The sequence below is a fragment of the Geodermatophilus arenarius genome, from assembly GCF_042654585.1.
GTDB lineage: Bacteria > Actinomycetota > Actinomycetes > Mycobacteriales > Geodermatophilaceae > Geodermatophilus > Geodermatophilus arenarius.
Genome location: NZ_JBHSGR010000019.1, coordinates 80,128 through 97,453, shown reverse-complemented (window position 1 = coordinate 97,453; position 17,326 = coordinate 80,128). Strand labels below are relative to the sequence as shown.

At 76.3% G+C, this 17,326-nt stretch carries 22 protein-coding genes; 10 read left to right on the top strand and 12 right to left on the bottom strand.

What is annotated here, in order from left to right:
* Positions 1–9: 9 nt before the first annotated feature.
* Together ACFO3M_RS16950 and ACFO3M_RS16945 are read left to right on the top strand one after the other, a co-directional pair.
* A complete protein-coding gene (locus ACFO3M_RS16950) occupies positions 10–1,011 on the top strand; it encodes a GNAT family N-acetyltransferase (protein ID WP_387991321.1) in 1,002 nt (333 codons plus the stop codon).
* A gap of 31 nt (positions 1,012–1,042) precedes the next feature.
* Complete coding sequence (locus tag ACFO3M_RS16945) at positions 1,043–1,678, top strand: class I SAM-dependent methyltransferase (protein WP_387991318.1); 636 nt, start codon at positions 1,043–1,045, stop codon at positions 1,676–1,678.
* A gap of 342 nt (positions 1,679–2,020) precedes the next feature.
* On the opposite strand, the gene ACFO3M_RS16940 is transcribed toward ACFO3M_RS16945, so the two are convergent.
* The 3 genes from ACFO3M_RS16940 to ACFO3M_RS16930 all read right to left on the bottom strand — a co-directional run bounded on the left by ACFO3M_RS16940 (position 2,021) and on the right by ACFO3M_RS16930 (position 5,685).
* Positions 2,021–3,313, bottom strand: coding sequence for an Nramp family divalent metal transporter (locus tag ACFO3M_RS16940; RefSeq protein ID WP_387991315.1), 1,293 nt, complete (start codon positions 3,311–3,313; stop codon positions 2,021–2,023).
* 112 nt (positions 3,314–3,425) lie between these two features.
* Complete coding sequence (locus ACFO3M_RS16935; RefSeq protein WP_387991312.1) at positions 3,426–4,151, bottom strand: Mut7-C RNAse domain-containing protein; 726 nt, start codon at positions 4,149–4,151, stop codon at positions 3,426–3,428.
* 73 nt (positions 4,152–4,224) lie between these two features.
* Entirely contained in the window at positions 4,225–5,685 is a 1,461-nt protein-coding gene (locus ACFO3M_RS16930; protein ID WP_387991309.1) for an aminotransferase class I/II-fold pyridoxal phosphate-dependent enzyme, read from the bottom strand.
* Between the two features lie 120 nt (positions 5,686–5,805).
* Between ACFO3M_RS16930 and ACFO3M_RS16925 the strand changes: the two genes are divergently transcribed.
* The 3 genes from ACFO3M_RS16925 (at position 5,806) to ACFO3M_RS16915 (ending at position 7,795) form a co-directional block, all read left to right on the top strand.
* Positions 5,806–6,318, top strand: coding sequence for a VOC family protein (locus ACFO3M_RS16925; RefSeq protein ID WP_387991307.1), 513 nt, complete (start codon positions 5,806–5,808; stop codon positions 6,316–6,318).
* 75 nt (positions 6,319–6,393) lie between these two features.
* The gene (locus ACFO3M_RS16920) at positions 6,394–7,197 is read left to right on the top strand and encodes an SDR family NAD(P)-dependent oxidoreductase (RefSeq protein WP_387991304.1); all 804 of its coding nucleotides are present in this window, start codon (positions 6,394–6,396) and stop codon (positions 7,195–7,197) included.
* Positions 7,198–7,219: 22 nt separating this feature from the next.
* Positions 7,220–7,795: a GNAT family N-acetyltransferase gene (locus tag ACFO3M_RS16915; RefSeq protein WP_387991301.1), complete on the top strand. Its 576-nt coding sequence runs from the start codon at positions 7,220–7,222 to the stop codon at positions 7,793–7,795.
* Here ACFO3M_RS16915 and ACFO3M_RS16910 read toward each other — a convergent pair.
* Entirely contained in the window at positions 7,779–8,213 is a 435-nt protein-coding gene (locus tag ACFO3M_RS16910) for a rhodanese-like domain-containing protein (RefSeq protein WP_387991298.1), read from the bottom strand. The genes ACFO3M_RS16915 and ACFO3M_RS16910 overlap by 17 nt on opposite strands.
* A 133-nt stretch (positions 8,214–8,346) precedes the next feature.
* On the opposite strand from ACFO3M_RS16910, the gene ACFO3M_RS16905 reads away from it, so the two are divergent.
* Together ACFO3M_RS16905 and ACFO3M_RS16900 are read left to right on the top strand one after the other, a co-directional pair.
* A complete protein-coding gene (locus tag ACFO3M_RS16905; protein WP_387991295.1) occupies positions 8,347–9,012 on the top strand; it encodes a GntR family transcriptional regulator in 666 nt (221 codons plus the stop codon).
* Positions 8,996–10,018 carry a 1-aminocyclopropane-1-carboxylate deaminase gene (locus ACFO3M_RS16900; protein ID WP_387991292.1) on the top strand — a complete coding sequence of 341 codons (1,023 nt, stop codon included), beginning with the start codon at positions 8,996–8,998 and terminating at the stop codon, positions 10,016–10,018. The genes ACFO3M_RS16905 and ACFO3M_RS16900 overlap by 17 nt, the downstream gene beginning before the upstream one ends.
* On the opposite strand, the gene ACFO3M_RS16895 is transcribed toward ACFO3M_RS16900, so the two are convergent.
* From ACFO3M_RS16895 to ACFO3M_RS16870, 6 genes are all read right to left on the bottom strand, one after another.
* Positions 9,990–10,187, bottom strand: coding sequence for a hypothetical protein (locus tag ACFO3M_RS16895; RefSeq protein WP_387991290.1), 198 nt, complete (start codon positions 10,185–10,187; stop codon positions 9,990–9,992). The genes ACFO3M_RS16900 and ACFO3M_RS16895 overlap by 29 nt on opposite strands.
* Before the next feature lie 72 nt (positions 10,188–10,259).
* Entirely contained in the window at positions 10,260–10,556 is a 297-nt protein-coding gene (locus ACFO3M_RS16890) for a DUF1622 domain-containing protein (protein ID WP_387991287.1), read from the bottom strand.
* The gene (locus ACFO3M_RS16885) at positions 10,553–10,951 is read right to left on the bottom strand and encodes a DUF1622 domain-containing protein (protein ID WP_387991284.1); all 399 of its coding nucleotides are present in this window, start codon (positions 10,949–10,951) and stop codon (positions 10,553–10,555) included. The genes ACFO3M_RS16890 and ACFO3M_RS16885 overlap by 4 nt, the downstream gene beginning before the upstream one ends.
* A 31-nt stretch (positions 10,952–10,982) precedes the next feature.
* Positions 10,983–11,681: a serine aminopeptidase domain-containing protein gene (locus ACFO3M_RS16880; RefSeq protein WP_387991281.1), complete on the bottom strand. Its 699-nt coding sequence runs from the start codon at positions 11,679–11,681 to the stop codon at positions 10,983–10,985.
* Positions 11,678–11,884 carry a hypothetical protein gene (locus tag ACFO3M_RS16875; protein ID WP_387991279.1) on the bottom strand — a complete coding sequence of 69 codons (207 nt, stop codon included), beginning with the start codon at positions 11,882–11,884 and terminating at the stop codon, positions 11,678–11,680. Before ACFO3M_RS16875 ends, ACFO3M_RS16880 begins: the two co-directional genes overlap by 4 nt.
* A gap of 29 nt (positions 11,885–11,913) precedes the next feature.
* A complete protein-coding gene (locus tag ACFO3M_RS16870; protein WP_387991276.1) occupies positions 11,914–12,936 on the bottom strand; it encodes an NADP-dependent oxidoreductase in 1,023 nt (340 codons plus the stop codon).
* A gap of 99 nt (positions 12,937–13,035) precedes the next feature.
* On the opposite strand from ACFO3M_RS16870, the gene msrA reads away from it, so the two are divergent.
* From msrA to ACFO3M_RS16855, 3 genes are read left to right on the top strand one after another with little or no spacing between them, the layout of a single operon-like run.
* The gene (msrA, locus tag ACFO3M_RS16865; RefSeq protein ID WP_387991273.1) at positions 13,036–13,689 is read left to right on the top strand and encodes a peptide-methionine (S)-S-oxide reductase MsrA; all 654 of its coding nucleotides are present in this window, start codon (positions 13,036–13,038) and stop codon (positions 13,687–13,689) included.
* Positions 13,690–13,704: 15 nt separating this feature from the next.
* Positions 13,705–14,613: a haloalkane dehalogenase gene (locus tag ACFO3M_RS16860; RefSeq protein WP_387991270.1), complete on the top strand. Its 909-nt coding sequence runs from the start codon at positions 13,705–13,707 to the stop codon at positions 14,611–14,613.
* A complete protein-coding gene (locus ACFO3M_RS16855) occupies positions 14,610–15,719 on the top strand; it encodes a class I SAM-dependent methyltransferase (protein ID WP_387991267.1) in 1,110 nt (369 codons plus the stop codon). The genes ACFO3M_RS16860 and ACFO3M_RS16855 overlap by 4 nt, the downstream gene beginning before the upstream one ends.
* 86 nt (positions 15,720–15,805) lie before the next feature.
* On the opposite strand, the gene ACFO3M_RS16850 is transcribed toward ACFO3M_RS16855, so the two are convergent.
* Together ACFO3M_RS16850 and pucL are read right to left on the bottom strand one after the other, a co-directional pair.
* Positions 15,806–16,300 (bottom strand): phosphoribosyltransferase, encoded by a 495-nt coding sequence (locus ACFO3M_RS16850; RefSeq protein WP_387991264.1) that lies wholly within the window; start codon positions 16,298–16,300, stop codon positions 15,806–15,808.
* Between the two features lie 10 nt (positions 16,301–16,310).
* The gene (pucL, locus tag ACFO3M_RS16845) at positions 16,311–17,231 is read right to left on the bottom strand and encodes a factor-independent urate hydroxylase (RefSeq protein WP_387991261.1); all 921 of its coding nucleotides are present in this window, start codon (positions 17,229–17,231) and stop codon (positions 16,311–16,313) included.
* Positions 17,232–17,326 lie beyond the last annotated feature (95 nt).

Genomic DNA, 17,326 nt, shown 5'->3' with positions numbered 1-17,326 from the left:
GACGGACGGGTGGAGATCGTGCGGACCGGCCCCGACGACGCCCGGTTCGCCGCCTGGTGCGGGGTCTGGGCGGCGGCGCAGCGCGCCGACCGTCCCGGCGAGGCCCCGCGGCCGGCGAGCGACCACGTCGCGCTGGGCCGGCGGCTGACCACCCCGGGCGGCGCGCTGCGGGGCACCCACCGGGCCGCGGTCGCCGACGGCGCCGTCGTCGGCGCCCTGCGCCTGCTGCTGCCGGTGCGCGACAACACCTCGGTGGCGTACGTCGACGTCGCCGTGCATCCCGCCGCCCGCCGGCGCGGCGTCGGCACCGCGCTGCTGGCGGAGGCGGCGCGGCTGGCCGCGGCGGCCGGGCGCTCGTCGCTGGTGGCCGAGGTCGACGAGCCCGGGCCGGGCACGGCCGGCCGCGCCTTCGCGCAGGCGCACGGGTGGACCTGCGGCCTGCAGGAGACCCGCCGCGACCTGCTGCTGCCCGTGGACGAGGACCGGCTGGCGGCCCTGGAGGCCGGGGCGGCCGCCGCGAGCGCCGGCTACGAGGTGCTCACCTGGCGGGACCGGACGCCGGACAGGCTGCTCGAGGACCGGGCGCTGCTCGGCCGCCGGATGTCGACGGACGCACCGAGCGGGGACGTGCCGGTCGGCGAGGAGGACTGGGACGCCGCCCGGGTCCGGGAGCAGGAGACCGTCGTCCTGGACCGCGGCCGCACCGTCCTGTCCGCCGGCGCGGTTCGGGACGGCCGGCTGGTCGCCTTCACCGAGCTGCACGTGCCGCTCGCGCAGCCCGAGCGCGCCCACCAAGGCGCCACCCTGGTCCTGCGCGAGCACCGCGGCCACCGCCTCGGCGCCCGCGTGAAGACCGCGGTCCTGCGCGAGCTCGCCGCGACGCTGCCCGAGGTCCGGCGGATCAGCACGTACAACTCCGACACCAACCGGCCGATGGTCGCGGTCAACGAGGCGCTCGGCTTCGTGCGCGCCGGCGGGCTGTCCACCTGGTCGACGCGCCTGCCCGCTTGACGCGGTCCCGGCGTCGCCGGGACCGTGCCGCATGGCGACCGATCGCCCCCGCCCCGTCTTCAGCCGCTGCTACGACCGGGTGAGCCGGCGCCTCGAGGAGGCCGGCATGGCCGACCTGCGCCGCGAGCTGCTCGCCGGGCTGACCGGCGTGGTGGTCGAGGTCGGGTGCGGCAACGGGCTGAACTTCCGCCACTACCCGCCGGCGGTCACCCGCGTCGTCGCGGTGGAGCCCGAGCCGCGGCTGCGGGCCGCGGCCGAGCGGGCCGCGGGGACGGCCGGCGTCGCCGTCGAGGTGCACGCCGGCACGGCCGACGCGCTGCCGCTGCCCGACGGCGCGGCCGACGCCGCCGTGCTGTGCCTGGTGCTGTGCAGCATCCGGGAGCGGGCGCGGGCGCTCGGCGAGCTGCGCCGGGTGCTGGGTGCCGGCGGGGAGCTGCGGTTCCTCGAGCACACCGTCGCCGAGGACCGGCGGCTGCGGCGGGTGCAGCGCCTGGTCGACGCCACCGTCTGGCCGCTGTTCGCGGGGGGCTGCCACACCGCCACCGACCAGGTCGCCGACATCGAGCGCGCGGGCTTCACGGTGCGGCGGGTGCGGCGCTTCGACTTCCCGCCCGCGCGCGTCCGCGTGCCGGCCAGCCCGCACGTGCTGGGGACGGCGGTCGCCTGATCAGTCCCCGCCGCGCGGGCCGGACAGCCGGTCCAGCCGGTAGCCGACGACGGCCAGGGCGTCCTCGACCGCCGACGACGTCCGGGCCACCGCCGACCTCGCCGCCGCCCGCTCCTGACCCGTCGCGCCTGACCGGACCCGCTGGTTGACTCGGCGGATGGTCTCGCCGATCCCAGAACCGGACCCGGTCATCGACCCGACGGAGCCGGTCCCCGACGACCCGGGCGAGCTGCTCCCCGACGCGCCGGAGCCCCTGCCGCCGGCGCCGGTCGAGCCGACGCCGGACGATCCCGGCGGTGACCCCGGCGGGGTCCCGGAACCCGCCTGAGGCCCGCGGCCGGCTCAGAGGACCAGGCCCACCAGCAGGTGGGCGTTGAGGCTGATGATCAGCAGGGCGACCACCGAACCCGCCACCGTGGTCACGCGCCGGTTCACCCAGCCGCCCATGAGGTCGCGGCGGCTGGTCAGCCACAGCAGCGGCACCAGCGCGAACGGGATCCCGAAGCTGAGCACGACCTGCGACCAGACCAGCGCGGTGGTGGGGTCGCCGCCGAGGACGAGCACGGCCAGCGCCGGGGCGAGGGTGACCAGCCGGCGGACGAGCACCGGGACGTGCCGCTTGAGGAACCCGGCCATCACGACCTGCCCGGCGTGCGTGCCGACCGAGGAGGAGGCGAACCCGCTGGCCAGCAGCGCGACGGCGAAGGCCAGCGCCGCGCCGGCGCCGAGCTGGTCGCCCAGGCCCGCGTGCACGCTCTCCAGCGACGCGATGCCGTCGTCGGCGGTGAACAGCTGCGCGGCGATGACCAGCATCGCCGCGTTGACCAGCCCGGCCAGCCCCATGGCCACCAGGACGTCGATCCGCTGGGCCCGCAGCAGCCGGCGCCGTCCCTGCTCGGTCCGGCCCGCGGTGACGACGTCGCCGTAGCGGCCCGGGGTCAGCGCGGAGTGCACGTAGATGACGTGCGGCATGACCGTGGCGCCGAGGATGCCCGCGGCCAGCACCAGGCTCTCCGGGCCGTCGAAGGAGGGCACCATGCCGCCGGCCAGCCCGCCGACGTCGATCCCCGACCCGACCAGCGTGTAGGCGAACCCGGCGCCGATGACCAGCAGCAGCCCGGTGATGACCCGCTCGAACGGCCGGTGCCCCCGCGACTGGGCGCCGAGCAGGACGAAGGCGACGACGGCGGTGATGACCCCGCCGATCGGCAGCGGCACGCCGAACAGCAGGTTCAGCGCCACCGCGCCGCCGACGATCTCGGCGAGGTCGGTGGCGATGGCGACCGCCTCGGCCTGCAGCCACAGCCCCCAGGTGACCGGCCTCGGCAGCCGCTCCCGGCAGTTGGTGGCGAGGTCGCGGCCGGTGGCCAGGCCCAGCTTGGCGGTGAGGCTCTGGATGAGCATCGCCATGAGGTTGGCCGCGACGATCACCCACAGCAGCGTGTAGCCGAACGAGGCGCCGCCGGAGAAGTTGGTGGCGAAGTTGCCCGGGTCGACGTAGGCGACGGCGGCGACGAAGGCCGGGCCGAGCAGCGGCCAGACGCGCCGGCGCCCGGTGGCGGCCGGCGGGGGCGTCCTGGGGGTGCCGACGAGCGTCGTCGGCAGGACGGCGGCCTCGGTCTTCGACAGGTACACGGGGGCCTCGCAGGGGACGGGACGGGGGTTCCTGCCCCCCGCTCTGCCCGCCCCGGGTGTCACGGTGGGGCCAGGACGTGGCCCCCGCGGGCCGAGGTGAGGCTGTCCTGGGTCAGCCGGCGGTGAGCCGCCGCGCGCGCTCGACGAGGGCGTCGATCCGGCGGGCGTGCGCTCCGCGCCAGTAGACGCGGCCGCAGTCCGGGCAGCGGGAGAAGTCGGTCGCGGTGCGCCGGGTGCCCGGCTCCAGCTCGCCGGCCACCGCGGCGGCGTCGACGGCGACCGGCACGCCGTTGCAGGCCGGGCAGCGGGTGAGCGGTGCGAGCGGCGGGCGGAAGCGGTCGAGGACGTCGGCGAGCTGCTCGTCGGGCGCCGCGCCGCGCACCCAGGCGCCCGCCGCCAGCGCGCGGCGCATGAGCAGCCCGCGGTCCTGGGTGAGCAGCACCCGGTCCTCGGCGACGGCGGCCGCGACCAGCTCGGCGTCGTCGGCGTCCGGGGCGCGGGCCTCCGGCGACCACGCGGCGTCCAGGCCCAGCAGCCGCATCCGCCGGGCCAGGGCGCCCAGCCCGACGTCGAGCAGGAAGCCCCCGGGCGGCACCGGCTGGGGCCGGGGGACGGGACGGACGACGACGGTCGCGCCCGGCGGCGGCCGCGCGTCCCGGGACAGGGGGACGCCGTCGACGAGCAGCTCGCCCACCTCGGTCAGCGGGACGCCGGCGGCCTGCACCAGGTGGCCCGCGGTCGCGTCGGGGTCGGCGGCGAGCACCCGCCGGCCCGACGCCCGGTCCCGCGCCGGCAGCAGCGGGCGCAGGGCGTCGTCGACCGCGACCGTGACCGTCACTCGGTGCTCATCCCGCCGCTCCGCGGCCCGTTCGCTCCGCTCCTCGCTCGCCGGCGCCCGCTGCGGTGCCCACTCACTCGATGACGACCCGCAGGCTCTTCATCGTCGGGTCGGCCGCGTCGGGGACGAGCATCCCGGCCTCGACCCCGCTGGTCAGGTAGTCCAGCGCCTCCTGGCTGACCCGCTCGCCCGGTGCGAGCACCGGCACGCCCGGCGGGTAGGGGCTGATCATCTCCGCGACGACGCGGCCGGCCGCCTCCGCGATCGGCACCTGCTCGACGCGGCCGAAGAAGGCGTCCCGCGGGGTCATGGCGTTCTCCAGCTCCAGGGCGCGCGGCTCGGGCAGGTCGACCCGCGGCGGGCGCTCCATCGAGCCCGCGCCGTCGACGAGCGCGCGCAGCGCCTCGACCAGCGTCGCCTCCGTCGCGTCGTCGTCGGCGTGGGTGAGGCGGGCGCTGATCCGGCAGGCGTCGGCCGAGCCGACGTCGACGTGCCGCTCGGCGCGCAGCCAGTCCCCGGCCTGGTAGCCGGTGATCCCCAGCTCCCGGACGTCGATCGTGAGCACCAGTGGGTCGAGGTCGAAGGCCATCCCGGGGCCGACGACCTCGCGGCCCATGAGGCGGAGGCCCGCCGTGCCCCGGACCGCCTCCGCGACCCGGCCGGCCCGCTCGATCGCCGCGCCCAGCAGCTCGTGGCCGTGCTCGACCATCTGCCGCCGCCAGCCGTCGAGGGTCAGGTAGACCAGCGCCGAGGAGCTCGTCGTCCCCAGCAGGTCCTCGCGCTGCTTGAGCACGTCGGGGTCCACCCGGTCGCCGCGGAGGTGGAAGACCGACGACTGCTCGACCGCCCCACCCATCTTGTGCACGCTCGTGACCACGACGTCGGCGCCGGCGTCCATGCCCCAGGCCGGCAGGTCGGGGTGGAAGGGCAGGTGGGCGCCCCACGCCTCGTCCACGATCAGCGGCAGGTCGCGCCCGTGCAGCACCTCGGCGACGCCGGCGACGTCGGCGCAGGTGCCCCAGTCGGTCGGGGTGATCAGCAGCATGCCCTTGGCCTCGGGGTGGGCGTCGAGCGCGCGCCGGACGTCCTCGGGCTCCGGCGGGTGGGCCAGCTGCCGCTCGGCGTCGAAGTGCGGGTGCACCCACACCGGCCGGATGCCGCTGATGATCAGCCCCGCGACCACCGACTTGTGCGCGTTGCGGCTGACCAGCATGGTCTCGCCCGGCCCGGCCACGGAGATCATCGCGCTCTTGACCGACAGCGAGCTGCCGCAGGTGGAGAAGAACGCCCGGTCGGCGTCGACGGCGTCGGCCATGAGGTCCTCGGCCTGGGTGACCACACCCTGCGACTCCCGCCGGTCGTCGAGCCCGTTGAGCGACAGGACGTCGCTGCGGAAGACGTCGGCACCGACGACCTCCAGCACCCGCGGGTCCACGCCGCGGCCCTGCTTGTGCCCCGGCGGGCCGTAGACGACGTCGCCGCGGCGGCGGAACTCCTGCAGGGCCTCGAGGACGGGTGCGCGTGAGTGGTCCATGCCGGGCCCCCTACCCCGTCGTCCCGCCGCGCAACTGCTTGAACGTTCATTGATCCCCGCGCACACTGGGTGCGCACCTCCGCGGAGGTGCACCCGTCCTCCCCGCACCAGGAGCCCGCGATGCCGGTCCAGCGCCTCAACCACGCCGTCCTCCACGTCCGCGACGTCGAGCGCAGCACCGCCTTCTACCGCGACGTGCTCGGCTTCCGGGTCAAGGCGGAGATCCCCGGCCGGGCGGTGTTCCTGCAGGCCGAGGCGTCGACCAACGACCACGACCTCGGCCTGTTCGCCGCCGGGGCCGGCGCCGGGCCGTCGCAGGCCGGCCGCTCGACCGTCGGGCTGTACCACCTGGCCTGGGAGGTGGACACGCTCGCCGAGCTGGCCCGGGTCCGCGACGCCCTGGCCGCCGCCGGGGCCCTGGTCGGCGCCTCCGACCACGCCACCACCAAGGCCCTCTACGCCCAGGACCCCGACGGCCTGGAGTTCGAGGTCTCCTGGCTGCTCCCCGCCGACCGGGTCACCGACGACGTCCGCGCGCAGGCCATGACGACCCGCCCGCTGGACCTCGACGCCGAGATCGCCCGCCACGGCGCCGACACCCGCGGCGGGATCGGGGTCTCCGTCGCGGTCTGAGCGGATGGGTCGGTCCCCGCCGGACCGGGCATGACCGGGGCGACCGCAGCCCGCGACCGACCCCCGGGAGTCCCCGTGACCCTGCCCACCGACCGCCCCCTCGCCCTCGTCACCGGAGCCTCCAGCGGCATCGGCCTGGAGCTGGCCAGACAGTTCGCCGAGAACGGCTTCGACCTGATCGTCGCGGCCGAGGACGACGAGCTGGACGCCGCCGCCGAGACGCTGCGCGGCCTGGGGGCGCACGTCTCGCCGGTCCGCGCCGACCTGTCGCGGTACGAGGGCTGCGAGCTGCTGGTGGCGGCCGTCCGCGGCGCCGGTCGTCCGCTGGCCGCCGCCGCGCTGAACGCCGGGGTCGGCGTCGGCGGGGCGTTCACCGACACCGACCTGTCGCGGGAGCTGGAGATCGTCGCGCTCAACTGCGGGTCGACGGTGCACGTCGGCAAGGCCGTCGCGCAGGACATGGCCAACCGTGGTGAGGGCCGGATCCTCATCACCTCGTCGGTGGCCTCGCAGGCGCCCCAGCCCTTCCAGGCCGTCTACGGGGCCAGCAAGGCGTTCACCCAGCACCTGGCGCTGTCGCTGCGCGAGGAGCTGTCCGACCGCGGCGTCAGCGTGACCGCCCTGCTGCCCGGGCCCACCGACACCGAGTTCTTCGACCGCGGCGACCTCACCGACACCCGGCTGGGCGCCACCGACGCCAAGGACGACCCGGCGCAGGTCGCCCGGCAGGGCTTCGAGGGCCTGATGAAGGGCGAGGCGTCGGTGTTCGCCGGGTCGCTGGCCAGCAAGGCGATGGGCCGGCTGTCGGCGATCACGCCGGGCAACGTGGCGGCCAAGCTCAACCGGAAGATGGCCGAGCCGGGCTCCGGGGAGGACTGAGCCCTCCGGCACGATCGGGGGCGTGACCGACGTCGTCCCCGCCCCCGTCGAGGTGCCCGCCGGCCCGCTGCGCCTGCGCCCGTGGCGGGCCGGCGACGCCGGGACCGTCCACGCCGCGCTCACCGACCCGGCCACGACCGTGTGGAGCAACCCGGGCCGGGTGGCAACGCTCGAGGACGCGCGGATCTGGGTGGCCCGCCGCGCCGACTGGAGCAGCGGGCGGATCGCCGCCTGGGCCGTCGTCGACGCCGCCGGCGGCGAGCTGCTCGGCTCGGTCAACCTGCACTCGATCGACCTCGACCAGGGCGACGCCGAGGTGGGCTACTGGACGGTGCCGGCCGCACGCGGCCGCGGGGTGGCCCCCCGCGCCGTCGACGCCGCGCTGCGCTGGGGCTTCGCCGCGCTGCCGGTCGACCGGGTCGAGCTGGTGCACGCGGTGGAGAACCCGGCGTCGGGCCGGGTGGCGGAGAAGGCCGGGTTCACCTTCGAGGGCCGGCTGCGCCGCTCGTTCCGCTACGGCGACGGCGTCAAGCACGACGAGCTGCTGTGGGCCCGCCTGGCCGACGACGACGTCCCCGACCTCAGCACCCGCAGCTGACCGGCGCGGTCAGCGGGTCGACGTCCGGGCGGGTGAGGCCGTCCGCGGTCTCGACCGGCAGCCCCTCCCGCGCCCAGTACTCGAAGCCGCCGATCATCTCCCGCACCCGGTAGCCGAGCAGCGCCAGCGCCAGCGCCGCGCGGGTGGCCCCGTTGCAGCCCGGGCCCCAGCAGTAGGTGACCACCGGGACGGACCGGTCCAGCTCGGCCTCCGCGCGGGCGGCGACCTCGCGGCCGGGCAGGTGGACGGCGCCGGGCACGTGCCCCTGGTCCCACGCCTCCCCGCTGCGGCTGTCCAGCAGCACGAAGCCCGGCTCACCCGAGCGCAGCGCGGCGTGGACGTCGGACACGTCGGTCTCCACGGTCAGCCGGCGGGCGAAGTGCGCAGCCGCGTCGGCGGGTTCGGTGTTCCAGTCCATGTCCGGGATCGTGCGGTCCGGCCCCCGCCCCGACGAGGCCCGCGCCTGCCACCGGGCGCCGGTTTCCCGCCTTCCGCGCGCGGAAGGCGCCCGGGGGTTGACGCCACGATCTCTGACATCTGAGATGTCAGTTGTGACCGCTCCGCTCGTGCCCGTCGGACGGGTGCTGCTGCGCGACCAGGCGCTGGCCCGCATCCGGTCCGCGATCGTCAGCGGCGACCTCGCGCCCGGCGTCGTCGTCAAGGACACCGAGCTGGCCACCCGCCTCGGCCTGTCGGTGGCGCCGGTGCGTGCCGCGCTGGCCAAGCTCGTCGACGAGGGGCTGGTCGAGGCCAAGCCGCAGAGCCACACGCGGGTCACCCCGCTGCGGCCGCGGCAGGTGCACGACGCCGCCGTCGTCGTCCGGGCGATGCACGAGCTGGCCGCCCGGGAGGCGGCCAGCCGGGTGACCGGCGACGACGTCGCCGCGATGCGCGCGGCCAACGAGCGCTTCGCCGCGGCCGTGGACGCCGGGGACCTCGACGCGGCGCTGGCCGCCGACGACGAGCTGCACGGCGTGCTGCTCGACCGGGCCGGCAACACCGCGCTGACCGCGACCGTCGAGCGGCTCACCCCCGCCGTCCGCCGCCTGGAGCGGGCCCGGTTCGCCGCGGCGCACGGCCGCGGGTCCGTCGCCCTGCACGAGCGCCTGATCGCCGCCTGCGAGGCCGCCGACGTCGACGCCGCCGTCGCCACCACCACCGAGATCTGGACGGCCCTGCTGTCCGAACTGGAGGACCCCCATGACGACCCTCGCTGACTTCCCCCGCACCCCGCTGCTGTTCGGCCCCTCGCCGGTGCACCGGCTGGACCGGCTCACCGCACACCTCGGCGGCGCCGGGGTCTGGGCCAAGCGGGAGGACTGCAACTCCGGCATCGCCTACGGCGGCAACAAGACCCGCAAGCTCGAGTACCTCGTCGCCGACGCGCTCGCCCGAGGCTGCGACACCCTCGTCTCGATCGGCGGCGTGCAGAGCAACCACACCCGGCAGGTGGCCGCCGTCGCCGCGCACGTCGGGCTGTCGTGCGTGCTGGTGCAGGAGAGCTGGGTCGACTGGCCCGACGCCGTGTACGACAAGGTCGGCAACATCCTGGTCAGCCGGCTCGCCGGGGCGGACGTGCGGCTGGTCAGGGCCGGGTTCGGCATCGGGTTCAAGGAGAGCTGGGAGGCCGCGCTCGCCGAGATCGAGGCGCGCGGCGGCAGGCCCTACGCCATCCCGGCCGGCGCCAGCGACCACCCGCTCGGCGGGCACGGGTTCGCCAACTGGGCGCTGGAGGTGGCGCAGCAGGAGGCCGAGCTCGGCGTCTTCTTCGACACCGTCGTCGTCTGCTCGGTCACCGGGTCCACGCAGGCCGGGATGGTCGCCGGGTTCGCGCTGCTCGAGGAGCAGGGCGGCCGGCCGCGGCGGGTGCTCGGCGTCGACGCCTCCGCCAAGCCCGCCGAGACCCGTGACCAGGTGCTGCGCATCGCCCAGCGGACGGCGCGGGCGATCGGCGTGCAGCGCGAGCTGACCCTCGACGACGTCGAGCTCGACGAGCGCTACCACGGCGGCGTCTACGGCATCCCCGACGCGGCGACGATCCGCGCCATGGAGACCGCCGCTCGCACCGAGGGCATGGTCACCGACCCCGTGTACGAGGGGAAGTCGATGGCCGCGCTGCTCGACCTGGTCGGCCGCCGCGAGATCGACCCGTCGTCGACCGTGCTCTACGCCCACCTCGGCGGCCAGCCCGCGCTCAACGGCTACAGCGCGCTGTTCTCCTGAGGAGACGGCGGCCGGTCCCCCAAGAGGCCGGCCGCCGATCCGGGGAGCCGGTCGCGGCCAGCTCGCCGGCCAGCTCCTCGACGCGGGCGAGGACGCCGGAGATCTCCACGTGGTCCTCGGCCATCTCGCCGAGCACCGGCTGCAGCTCCGGGAACCGCCGGGCCAGCACCGGGACGGCGCCGGCGTCCTCGCCGGTGTGGTGGGCGGTGCACGCGGCACAGCCCGGCGCCGAGGGGATGGGTCATCGGGTCCTGTCCGGGGTCGTGCGGGACGGGGGCGGGGACAGGGCCCGGCCGCCCGCCCGCAGGCCCGCGCCGATCACCCGGCGCAGCGCGACGACGGCGGCCGCGGTGCCCACCGACGACCACGTCGGCTCGGTGGCCAGGCGCAGCAGCCCCGCCGCGAGCAGGAGGTCCAGGAACACCGCGAGGGCGAGGCGCGGGCGCCGGGTGCTCGCGAGCGCCACCACCCCCGCGACCAGGGCGAGCCCGCTGACGCCGAGGGCCAGCAGCCCGGGAACGGGGCCGAGCGAGGTCACACCCCGCGCCCGCGGTGCTCCGCCGACGCCGGGTCGGGCGCCGGCGCACCGGTCTCCTCGGCCACCTGCCGCCGCTCCTCGGCGATCTCCTTCGACAGGAACCAGTTCAGCGCCGTGCGGATCGCCGCGACCGCCGCCAGCTGCCCGAGCTCGCGGAAGCTCGGCGCGACCGCCGTCCGCAGCACGTCGCTGGCCAGCTGGAACTCCAGGCCCAGGGCGAGGAACCGGCCCAGGGTGAGACGGACCGGCACGAAGGCCGACGACCCGCTGCGGCGCAGCCCCACCCACAGGAAGCGGGCGAAGGCCCACAGCGCGCCGACGACGATGACCACGGCCCCGCACGCCTCGACGACGGCGACCATGACGCCGACGACGTCGGCCAGCACTTCCTCCACCGGCGGCCCCTACCCGGTGCCGCCGCGGGTCTCACAGCGGGACGGCGAGCCCCTCCCCGTCCGGGGCGCCCAGCGCGTCCTCCAGGTCGGCGCGCCACGGGGCCAGACCGGCCCCGGCCAGGACGACGTCGCGGACCAGCGCGTGCCACCGGCCGACCCGGCGCACCATGCCGTGCCCCCCGGGCAGGGTGAACCGCGCGACCCGCGCGCCGGCCCGGTGCGCGCGCACGGCGAAGTCCGCCGACAGCCGCGCCGGCACCCAGCGGTCGCCGCGGCCGTGGGCGAGGACGACGGTGCGGCCGCGCAGGTGGCCGACCGGCTCCCCCGGCGGCGTCCACGGCGCGAGCCCGCAGACCGCGGTCACCGACGGGTCGTCGCCGGCGCGCAGCACCGCCCGGCCGCCCATCGAGTGCCCCACCAGCACCACCGGGACGTCGCCGTGCCGCTCACGCACGCGGTCCAGCGCCCAGCGGACGTCGGCGTGCGCGTCGGCGGCGGCTCCGTTCCAGCCCGCCACGCGGTAGCGGACCAGGTAGGTCTCCACGCCCCGCCCGGCCGCGGCGCGGGACACCGCCTCCTGGATCGCCCGCATCCGCACCAGGGACAGCGCGCGCTCCCGCGGCGGCTCGATGCTGGCCACCGTGCCCCCGTGCGCGAAGACGGCGACCGCGCGGGTGGGCGCGGTCGCCGGCAGGTGGTCGAGTGCCGGGACCCGCTCCGCGGTGGTCACCGGCGCCGTCGGCCACCGCCGCGCAGCCGCGCCCGCGCCCGGTCGCCGAGGTCGCCGGCCCGCAGCAGCCCGCGGCTGAGCTGGGTCGGCCCGGTCCGCCGCTCGAGGGCGAGCCCGGCACGCCGGAGCAGCCCGGTGCCCAGCGGGACGAGGACGGTCACGATGAACCAGACCCGCAGCCGGCGGGTGAGGAGCAGCCACATGTCCGGCCCCTTCCCGGTGCCGTCCCGCCTCAATCCGGGTCGGGCGCCAGCCGGACGACCATCTTCCCGGTGTTGGCCCCCTTGAGCAGGTCGAGGAAGGCGGGCACGGCGTTCTCCAGGCCCTCGTAGACGGTCTCGCGGACGGCGAGCTGTCCCGACCGGATCCAGCCGGACACCGTCTCGGTGAACTCGCCGTGCAGGTCGGTGTGGTCGCCGACGAGCAGCCCGGTGACCGCGAGCCGCTTGGCGATCATCAGCGAGCTGAAGTTCTTCGGCCCGGGCACCGACTCGGTGGCGTTGTAGCCCGAGATGGCGCCGCAGATCGCCACCCGGCCGTGCACGTGCAGCGCACCCAGCGCGGCGTCGAGGTGCTCGCCGCCGACGTTGTCGAAGTAGACGTCGACGCCGTCGGGCGCGGCCTGCGCGAGCAGGTCCTTCACCCGCCCGTCGTGGTAGTCGAAGGCGGCGGTGAAGCCGATCTCGCGCAGCCACGCCACCTTGTCCGGGCTGCCCGCGCTGCCGACCACCGCCGAGGCGCCGCGCAGCCTCGCGAACTGCCCGACCGCGCTGCCCACCGCCCCGGCCGCGCCGGAGACGAACACGGCGTCGCCCTCCCGGAAGGCGGCCACCCGGAACAGCCCGGCCCAGGCGGTCAGCCCCGGCATCCCGAGGACGCCGAGGGAGTAGGTCAGGGGCAGGTCCTCGGTGGCCGGCAGCTGCCGGACCGCGCGGGCGTCGAGGACGGCGACGTCGCGCCAGGCGGCGTCGGTGAGCACCAGCGCGCCCTCGGGCACGTCGGGGGAGCGGGACTCGACGACGCGGCCGACGGCGCCGCCCTTCATCACCTCGCCGACCTCCCACGGCGCCGCGTACGAGGGGCCCAGCCGCATCCGCCCGCGCATGTACGGGTCCACCGACATGGCGACCATCCGCACCACCACCTGGCCCTCGGCCGGGTCCGGGTGCTCGACCTCGACCAGCCGGAAGTCGTCGGGGGTGGGCTCGCCGTGGGGACGGGCGGCCAGGTGCCACTCGCGGGCGGTGATCGGCACGGTCGCTCCCTGCGTCGTCGATCCGGGTCCGCGGCTGATCCTGCCGCCGTCGGGACGCGGTCGCGCCGCCGGGTGGTGCGGCGGTCCTAGGCTCGGATCATGTCGTTCTCCCGGTACAAGACCCAGCCGGTGTCGCCGGAGGACGCGCTGCCGGGTCGTCCCGACCCGCTGCCGCACGTCCCGGAGACCCACGCGGTGAACGGCAACCGCATCCGGCCGCCGTTCCCCGGGGGGATGCGGACCGCCGTCTTCGGCGCGGGCTGCTTCTGGGGCGTCGAGAAGGTCTTCTGGCAGGTGCCGGGCGTCTGGTCCACGGCCGCGGGCTACGCGGGCGGCTACACGCCCAACCCGACCTACGAGGAGGTCTGCTCCGCGCGGACCGGCCACACCGAGGTCGTGCTCGTCGTGTTCGACCTCGCCGTCGTCAGCTACGAGCAGCTGCTCACGGTGTTCTGGGAGGACCACGACCCCACCCAGGGCATGCGGCAGGGCAACGACGTCGGCACGCAGTACCGCTCGGCGGTCTACGTCGCGACGCCGGAGCAGGAGGCCGCCGCCCGCGCCAGCCGCGACCGGTTCCAGGCCCGGCTGCACGAGGCCGGCTACGGCGACATCACCACCGAGATCGCCCCGCTCGGCGACTTCTTCTACGCGGAGGACCACCACCAGCAGTACCTGCACAAGGTGCCGAACGGGTACTGCCCGGTGCACTCGACCGGCGTGAGCTGCCCGGTCGGCCTCCCCGGCGTCTGAGCCCCGGAGGGTCACGTGGACGTCGTCCGCACGCCGGAGGAGCGGTTCGCCGCGCTGCCGGACTTCCCGTACCCGCCCACGTACGTCACCGTCGACGGCGGGGACGGCACGCCGCTGCGGGTCGCGGTGGTCGACGTCGGCCCGGCCTCCGGCGAGGTCGTCGTCCTGCTGCACGGCGAGCCGTCCTGGTCCTTCCTCTGGCGGCACGTCATCCCGGTGCTCACGGCCGCCGGCCTGCGCGTCGTCGCCCCCGACCTGGTCGGCTTCGGCCGCTCCGACAAGCCCACCGACCCGGCCGCCTACAGTTACGCGGCGCACGTCGAGTGGATGCGGCAGACGCTGTTCGAGGGTCTCGGCCTGGCCGGCGTCACGCTGGTCGGCCAGGACTGGGGCGGGCTGGTCGGCCTGCGCCTGGTGGCGGAGCACCCCGACCGGTTCGCGCGGGTCGTCGTCGCCAACACCGGCCTGCCCACCGGCGACGCCCCGATGAGCGAGGCCTTCCTCGCCTGGCAGCGGTTCGCCGCCACCGCGCGGGCGTTCGACGTCGGCCGGGTCGTCGCCAACGGCACGGTCACCGACCTGCCGCCCGAGGTGGTCGCCGCCTACGACGCGCCGTTCCCCGACGAGGCGTCCAAGGCCGGCGCCCGCGTCTTCCCGAGCCTCGTGCCGACGGCGCCCGACGACCCCGCCGCGGCCGCCAACCGGGCCGCGTGGGAGGTCCTCACCCGCTGGGAGAAACCGCTGCTCACCGCCTTCTCCGACTCCGACCCGATCACCGGCGGCGGCGACCGCGTCTTCCAGCGGCTGGTGCCCGGCGCCCGGGGCGTGCCGCACACGACCCTGCGCGGCGGCGGGCACTTCCTCCAGGAGGACGTCGGCCCGGAGCTGGGCCGCGTCGTCGCCTCCTTCGTCGCCGCCACGTGACCCCCGACGAGGTGCTCGCGCAGCTGCGGCGGGAGCCCGACGTCGAGGCGCCGGACCTGGTCGCCGTCGACGCCACCGACCGGCTGCTGCTCGACACCGCCGGGGACCTGACCGGGCAGCGGGTGGTCGTCGTCGACGACGCGTACGGCGCGCTCACCCTCGGCGCGGTCGCGGCCGGAGCGCGCGACGTCCGGGTGGCCCAGGACCTGCTGGTCGGCGAGCGGGCCCTGGCCCTCAACGCCGAGCGCACCGGCCTGAGCGGCACGCACCGCCCGGGGAGCCTGGACGCCGCCCTGTTCGACGGCGCGACGCTCGTGCTGGCCCGCGCGCCCAAGGCCTTCGACGCGCTGCGGGAGCTGACCGAGCTGGCCGCGGCGGCGGCCGCCCCGGACGTCACCGTGCTGGTCGGCGGGCGGGTCAAGCACATGACGCTCGGCATGAACGACGTGCTGCGCACCGGGTTCGCCGAGGTCTCGGCCACCCTCGCCCGGCAGAAGTCGCGGGTGCTGGTCGCCCGCGGGCCGCGACCCGGCGTCGCGCCGTCCTTCCCCCGCTGCCGGCACGACGACGCCCTGGACCTCGACGTCTGCGCGCACGGCGCCGCGTTCGCCGGGGCCCGGGTCGACGAGGGCACCCGGCTGCTCGTCGCCGCGCTCGACGCCGCCGCCCCGGACGCGCGCACCGCCCTGGACCTCGGCTGCGGCACCGGCGTGCTGGCCGCCGTCCTCGCCCGCTCCCGGCCGGACCTGGAGGTGACCGCCACCGACCAGTCGGCCGCCGCGGTCGCCTCCGCGCGGGCCACGCTCGCCCGCGCCGGGCTGGAGCGGGTGCGGGTCCTGCGCGACGACGCCGCCGCGACCGTGCCCGACGCGAGCGTGGACCTCGTCGTCTGCAACCCGCCGTTCCACCTCGGCGCCGCCGTCGTCACCGCCGCCGCCGACCGCCTGTTCGCCGCCGCGGCGCGGGTGCTGCGGCCGGGCGGGGAGCTGTGGGCGGTCTACAACAACCGGCTGCCGCACCGGGCGGCGCTGCGGCGGCTGGTCGGCCCGACCCGGGCGGCCGCGCACGACCGCCGGTTCACCGTCACCGTCTCCACCCGGCGCTGACCGCCGGGCTCGTCAGAGCGCCAGGACCAGGAGCTCGCACACCGCCCGCACGTTCTCCGGCGTGAGCGGTCCGGGCTCGACGGCCGTCAGTGCGGCGGGCGGGTGCTGCGGGTGCGCACCGGCGGCAGCGACGACCACGGGAAGTCGATCCACCGGTCGGTGCGCTTCCACACGTAGTCGCAGCTGACCACCGAGCGCGGCTTCTCGTAGACGACCGCCGTCCGCACGTCGGAGACGTAGCCCGCGCAGAAGTCGCGGACCAGCTCCAGCGTCTTGCCCGTGTCCGCCACGTCGTCGGCGACCAGCACGTTCGCGCCGGTCAGGTCGACGGCGTCCAGCGTCGGCGGGAGCACCACCGGCAGGTCCAGCCGCTCGTCGACGCCGGTGTAGAACTCCACGTTCATCACGAACAGGTTCTTGACGTCGAGCGCGTAGCCCAGCGCCCCGCCGAGGAACAGCCCGCCGCGGGCGATCGACAGGACCAGGTCGGGCTCGAAGCCGTCGTCGGCGACCTGCTGCGCCAGCTCCCGCGCCGCGGTGCCGAACAGCTCGTAGGTCAGGACCTCGCGCTCGTCGCTCACGGCCCCCACCTCAGCAGAAGCCCGGCGTGCCCAGCCACGCGACCTCGGCCGGCGGGACGTCGTCGCGGAGCACGGTGCCCTCGATGAGCCCGTAGGGGCGGTCGTCGGCGTGGTAGACGACGGGGTGGTCCGAGCCGGGGGTGTTGTCCAGGCCGTACGCCGAGAGGTCCTGCAGGAAGTGGTGCCTGTTGGGCATCGACAGCCGCACCTCGGCGACGTCGGGGGAGGACTCGAGCACCGCCTCGCCCATCCGGTACAGCGTCTGCTGCAGCGCGAGGGAGTGCGTGGCGGCGAACGCCTCGAGCAGCACCGTCCGGACGCCGGCGTACAGGCCCGACCAGTCCCTGCCGTCGAGTGCGCCGTCGGCCGGGGTGTACCGCCAGCGCGCGGTGACCGCGGTGGCGAGGACGCGGTCACGGGTCTCGGCCAGCGTCGTGTACCGGTCGCGGGGGAAGCCCCAGAACTCCGAGCCGGTGGTCTTGAGGACGACGAGGTCGGACAGGCCGGCCAGCACGTGCACGTCGTCGCCGTCCACGGTGACCACCGCCGTCCGGACCTCGCCGCCGGGCCGGCGGAAGGCGTGGTCGTGCGGCTGCCCGCCGACGGCGATCCGCTCCCAGCCGTAGGACTCCACGGCCACGCGGGCGCCGGTGATCCAGTCGTAGGACCCGGCCAGGTGGCGGGCCAGCCGCAGCCCGAACGCCTCCGGGGAGCCGACGCCGTCGCGGGCGAAGGCAAAGACGGTGTTCTTCTGCGTGTCGGTGGTCAGCACGTGCGCGTTGTCGCCCCGCGTGTGCGCGGCGGTGAAGTCCCCGCGCAGGCTGGTGCTCACGTTGAGGTCGACGAGCTCGTGCCGGGGGGAGCTGCGGTCGACCGCGACGACGCGGACCTCCGCCTTCCCGTACTGGTTGGGTCCGAGCACGATCGCCATGCGCGCAGCCTGCCGCACACCCGTTGCGCCGGTGTTGCACTGCGCCGGTGTTGCACTGCGCCGGTGTTGCACTGCGCCGGTGTTGCACGTGGAAC

Coding starts and splice junctions, on each gene's coding strand:
- ACFO3M_RS16910 (WP_387991298.1), bottom strand. CDS start 8,213: ATGGACTGGAACACCGAACCCGCCGACGCGGCTGCGCACTTCGCCCGC.
- ACFO3M_RS16875 (WP_387991279.1), bottom strand. CDS start 11,884: ATGTGGCTGCTCCTCACCCGCCGGCTGCGGGTCTGGTTCATCGTGACC.
- ACFO3M_RS16930 (WP_387991309.1), bottom strand. CDS start 5,685: ATGGACCACTCACGCGCACCCGTCCTCGAGGCCCTGCAGGAGTTCCGC.
- ACFO3M_RS16945 (WP_387991318.1), top strand. CDS start 1,043: ATGGCGACCGATCGCCCCCGCCCCGTCTTCAGCCGCTGCTACGACCGG.
- ACFO3M_RS16925 (WP_387991307.1), top strand. CDS start 5,806: ATGCCGGTCCAGCGCCTCAACCACGCCGTCCTCCACGTCCGCGACGTC.
- ACFO3M_RS16900 (WP_387991292.1), top strand. CDS start 8,996: ATGACGACCCTCGCTGACTTCCCCCGCACCCCGCTGCTGTTCGGCCCC.
- msrA (WP_387991273.1), top strand. CDS start 13,036: ATGTCGTTCTCCCGGTACAAGACCCAGCCGGTGTCGCCGGAGGACGCG.
- pucL (WP_387991261.1), bottom strand. CDS start 17,231: ATGGCGATCGTGCTCGGACCCAACCAGTACGGGAAGGCGGAGGTCCGC.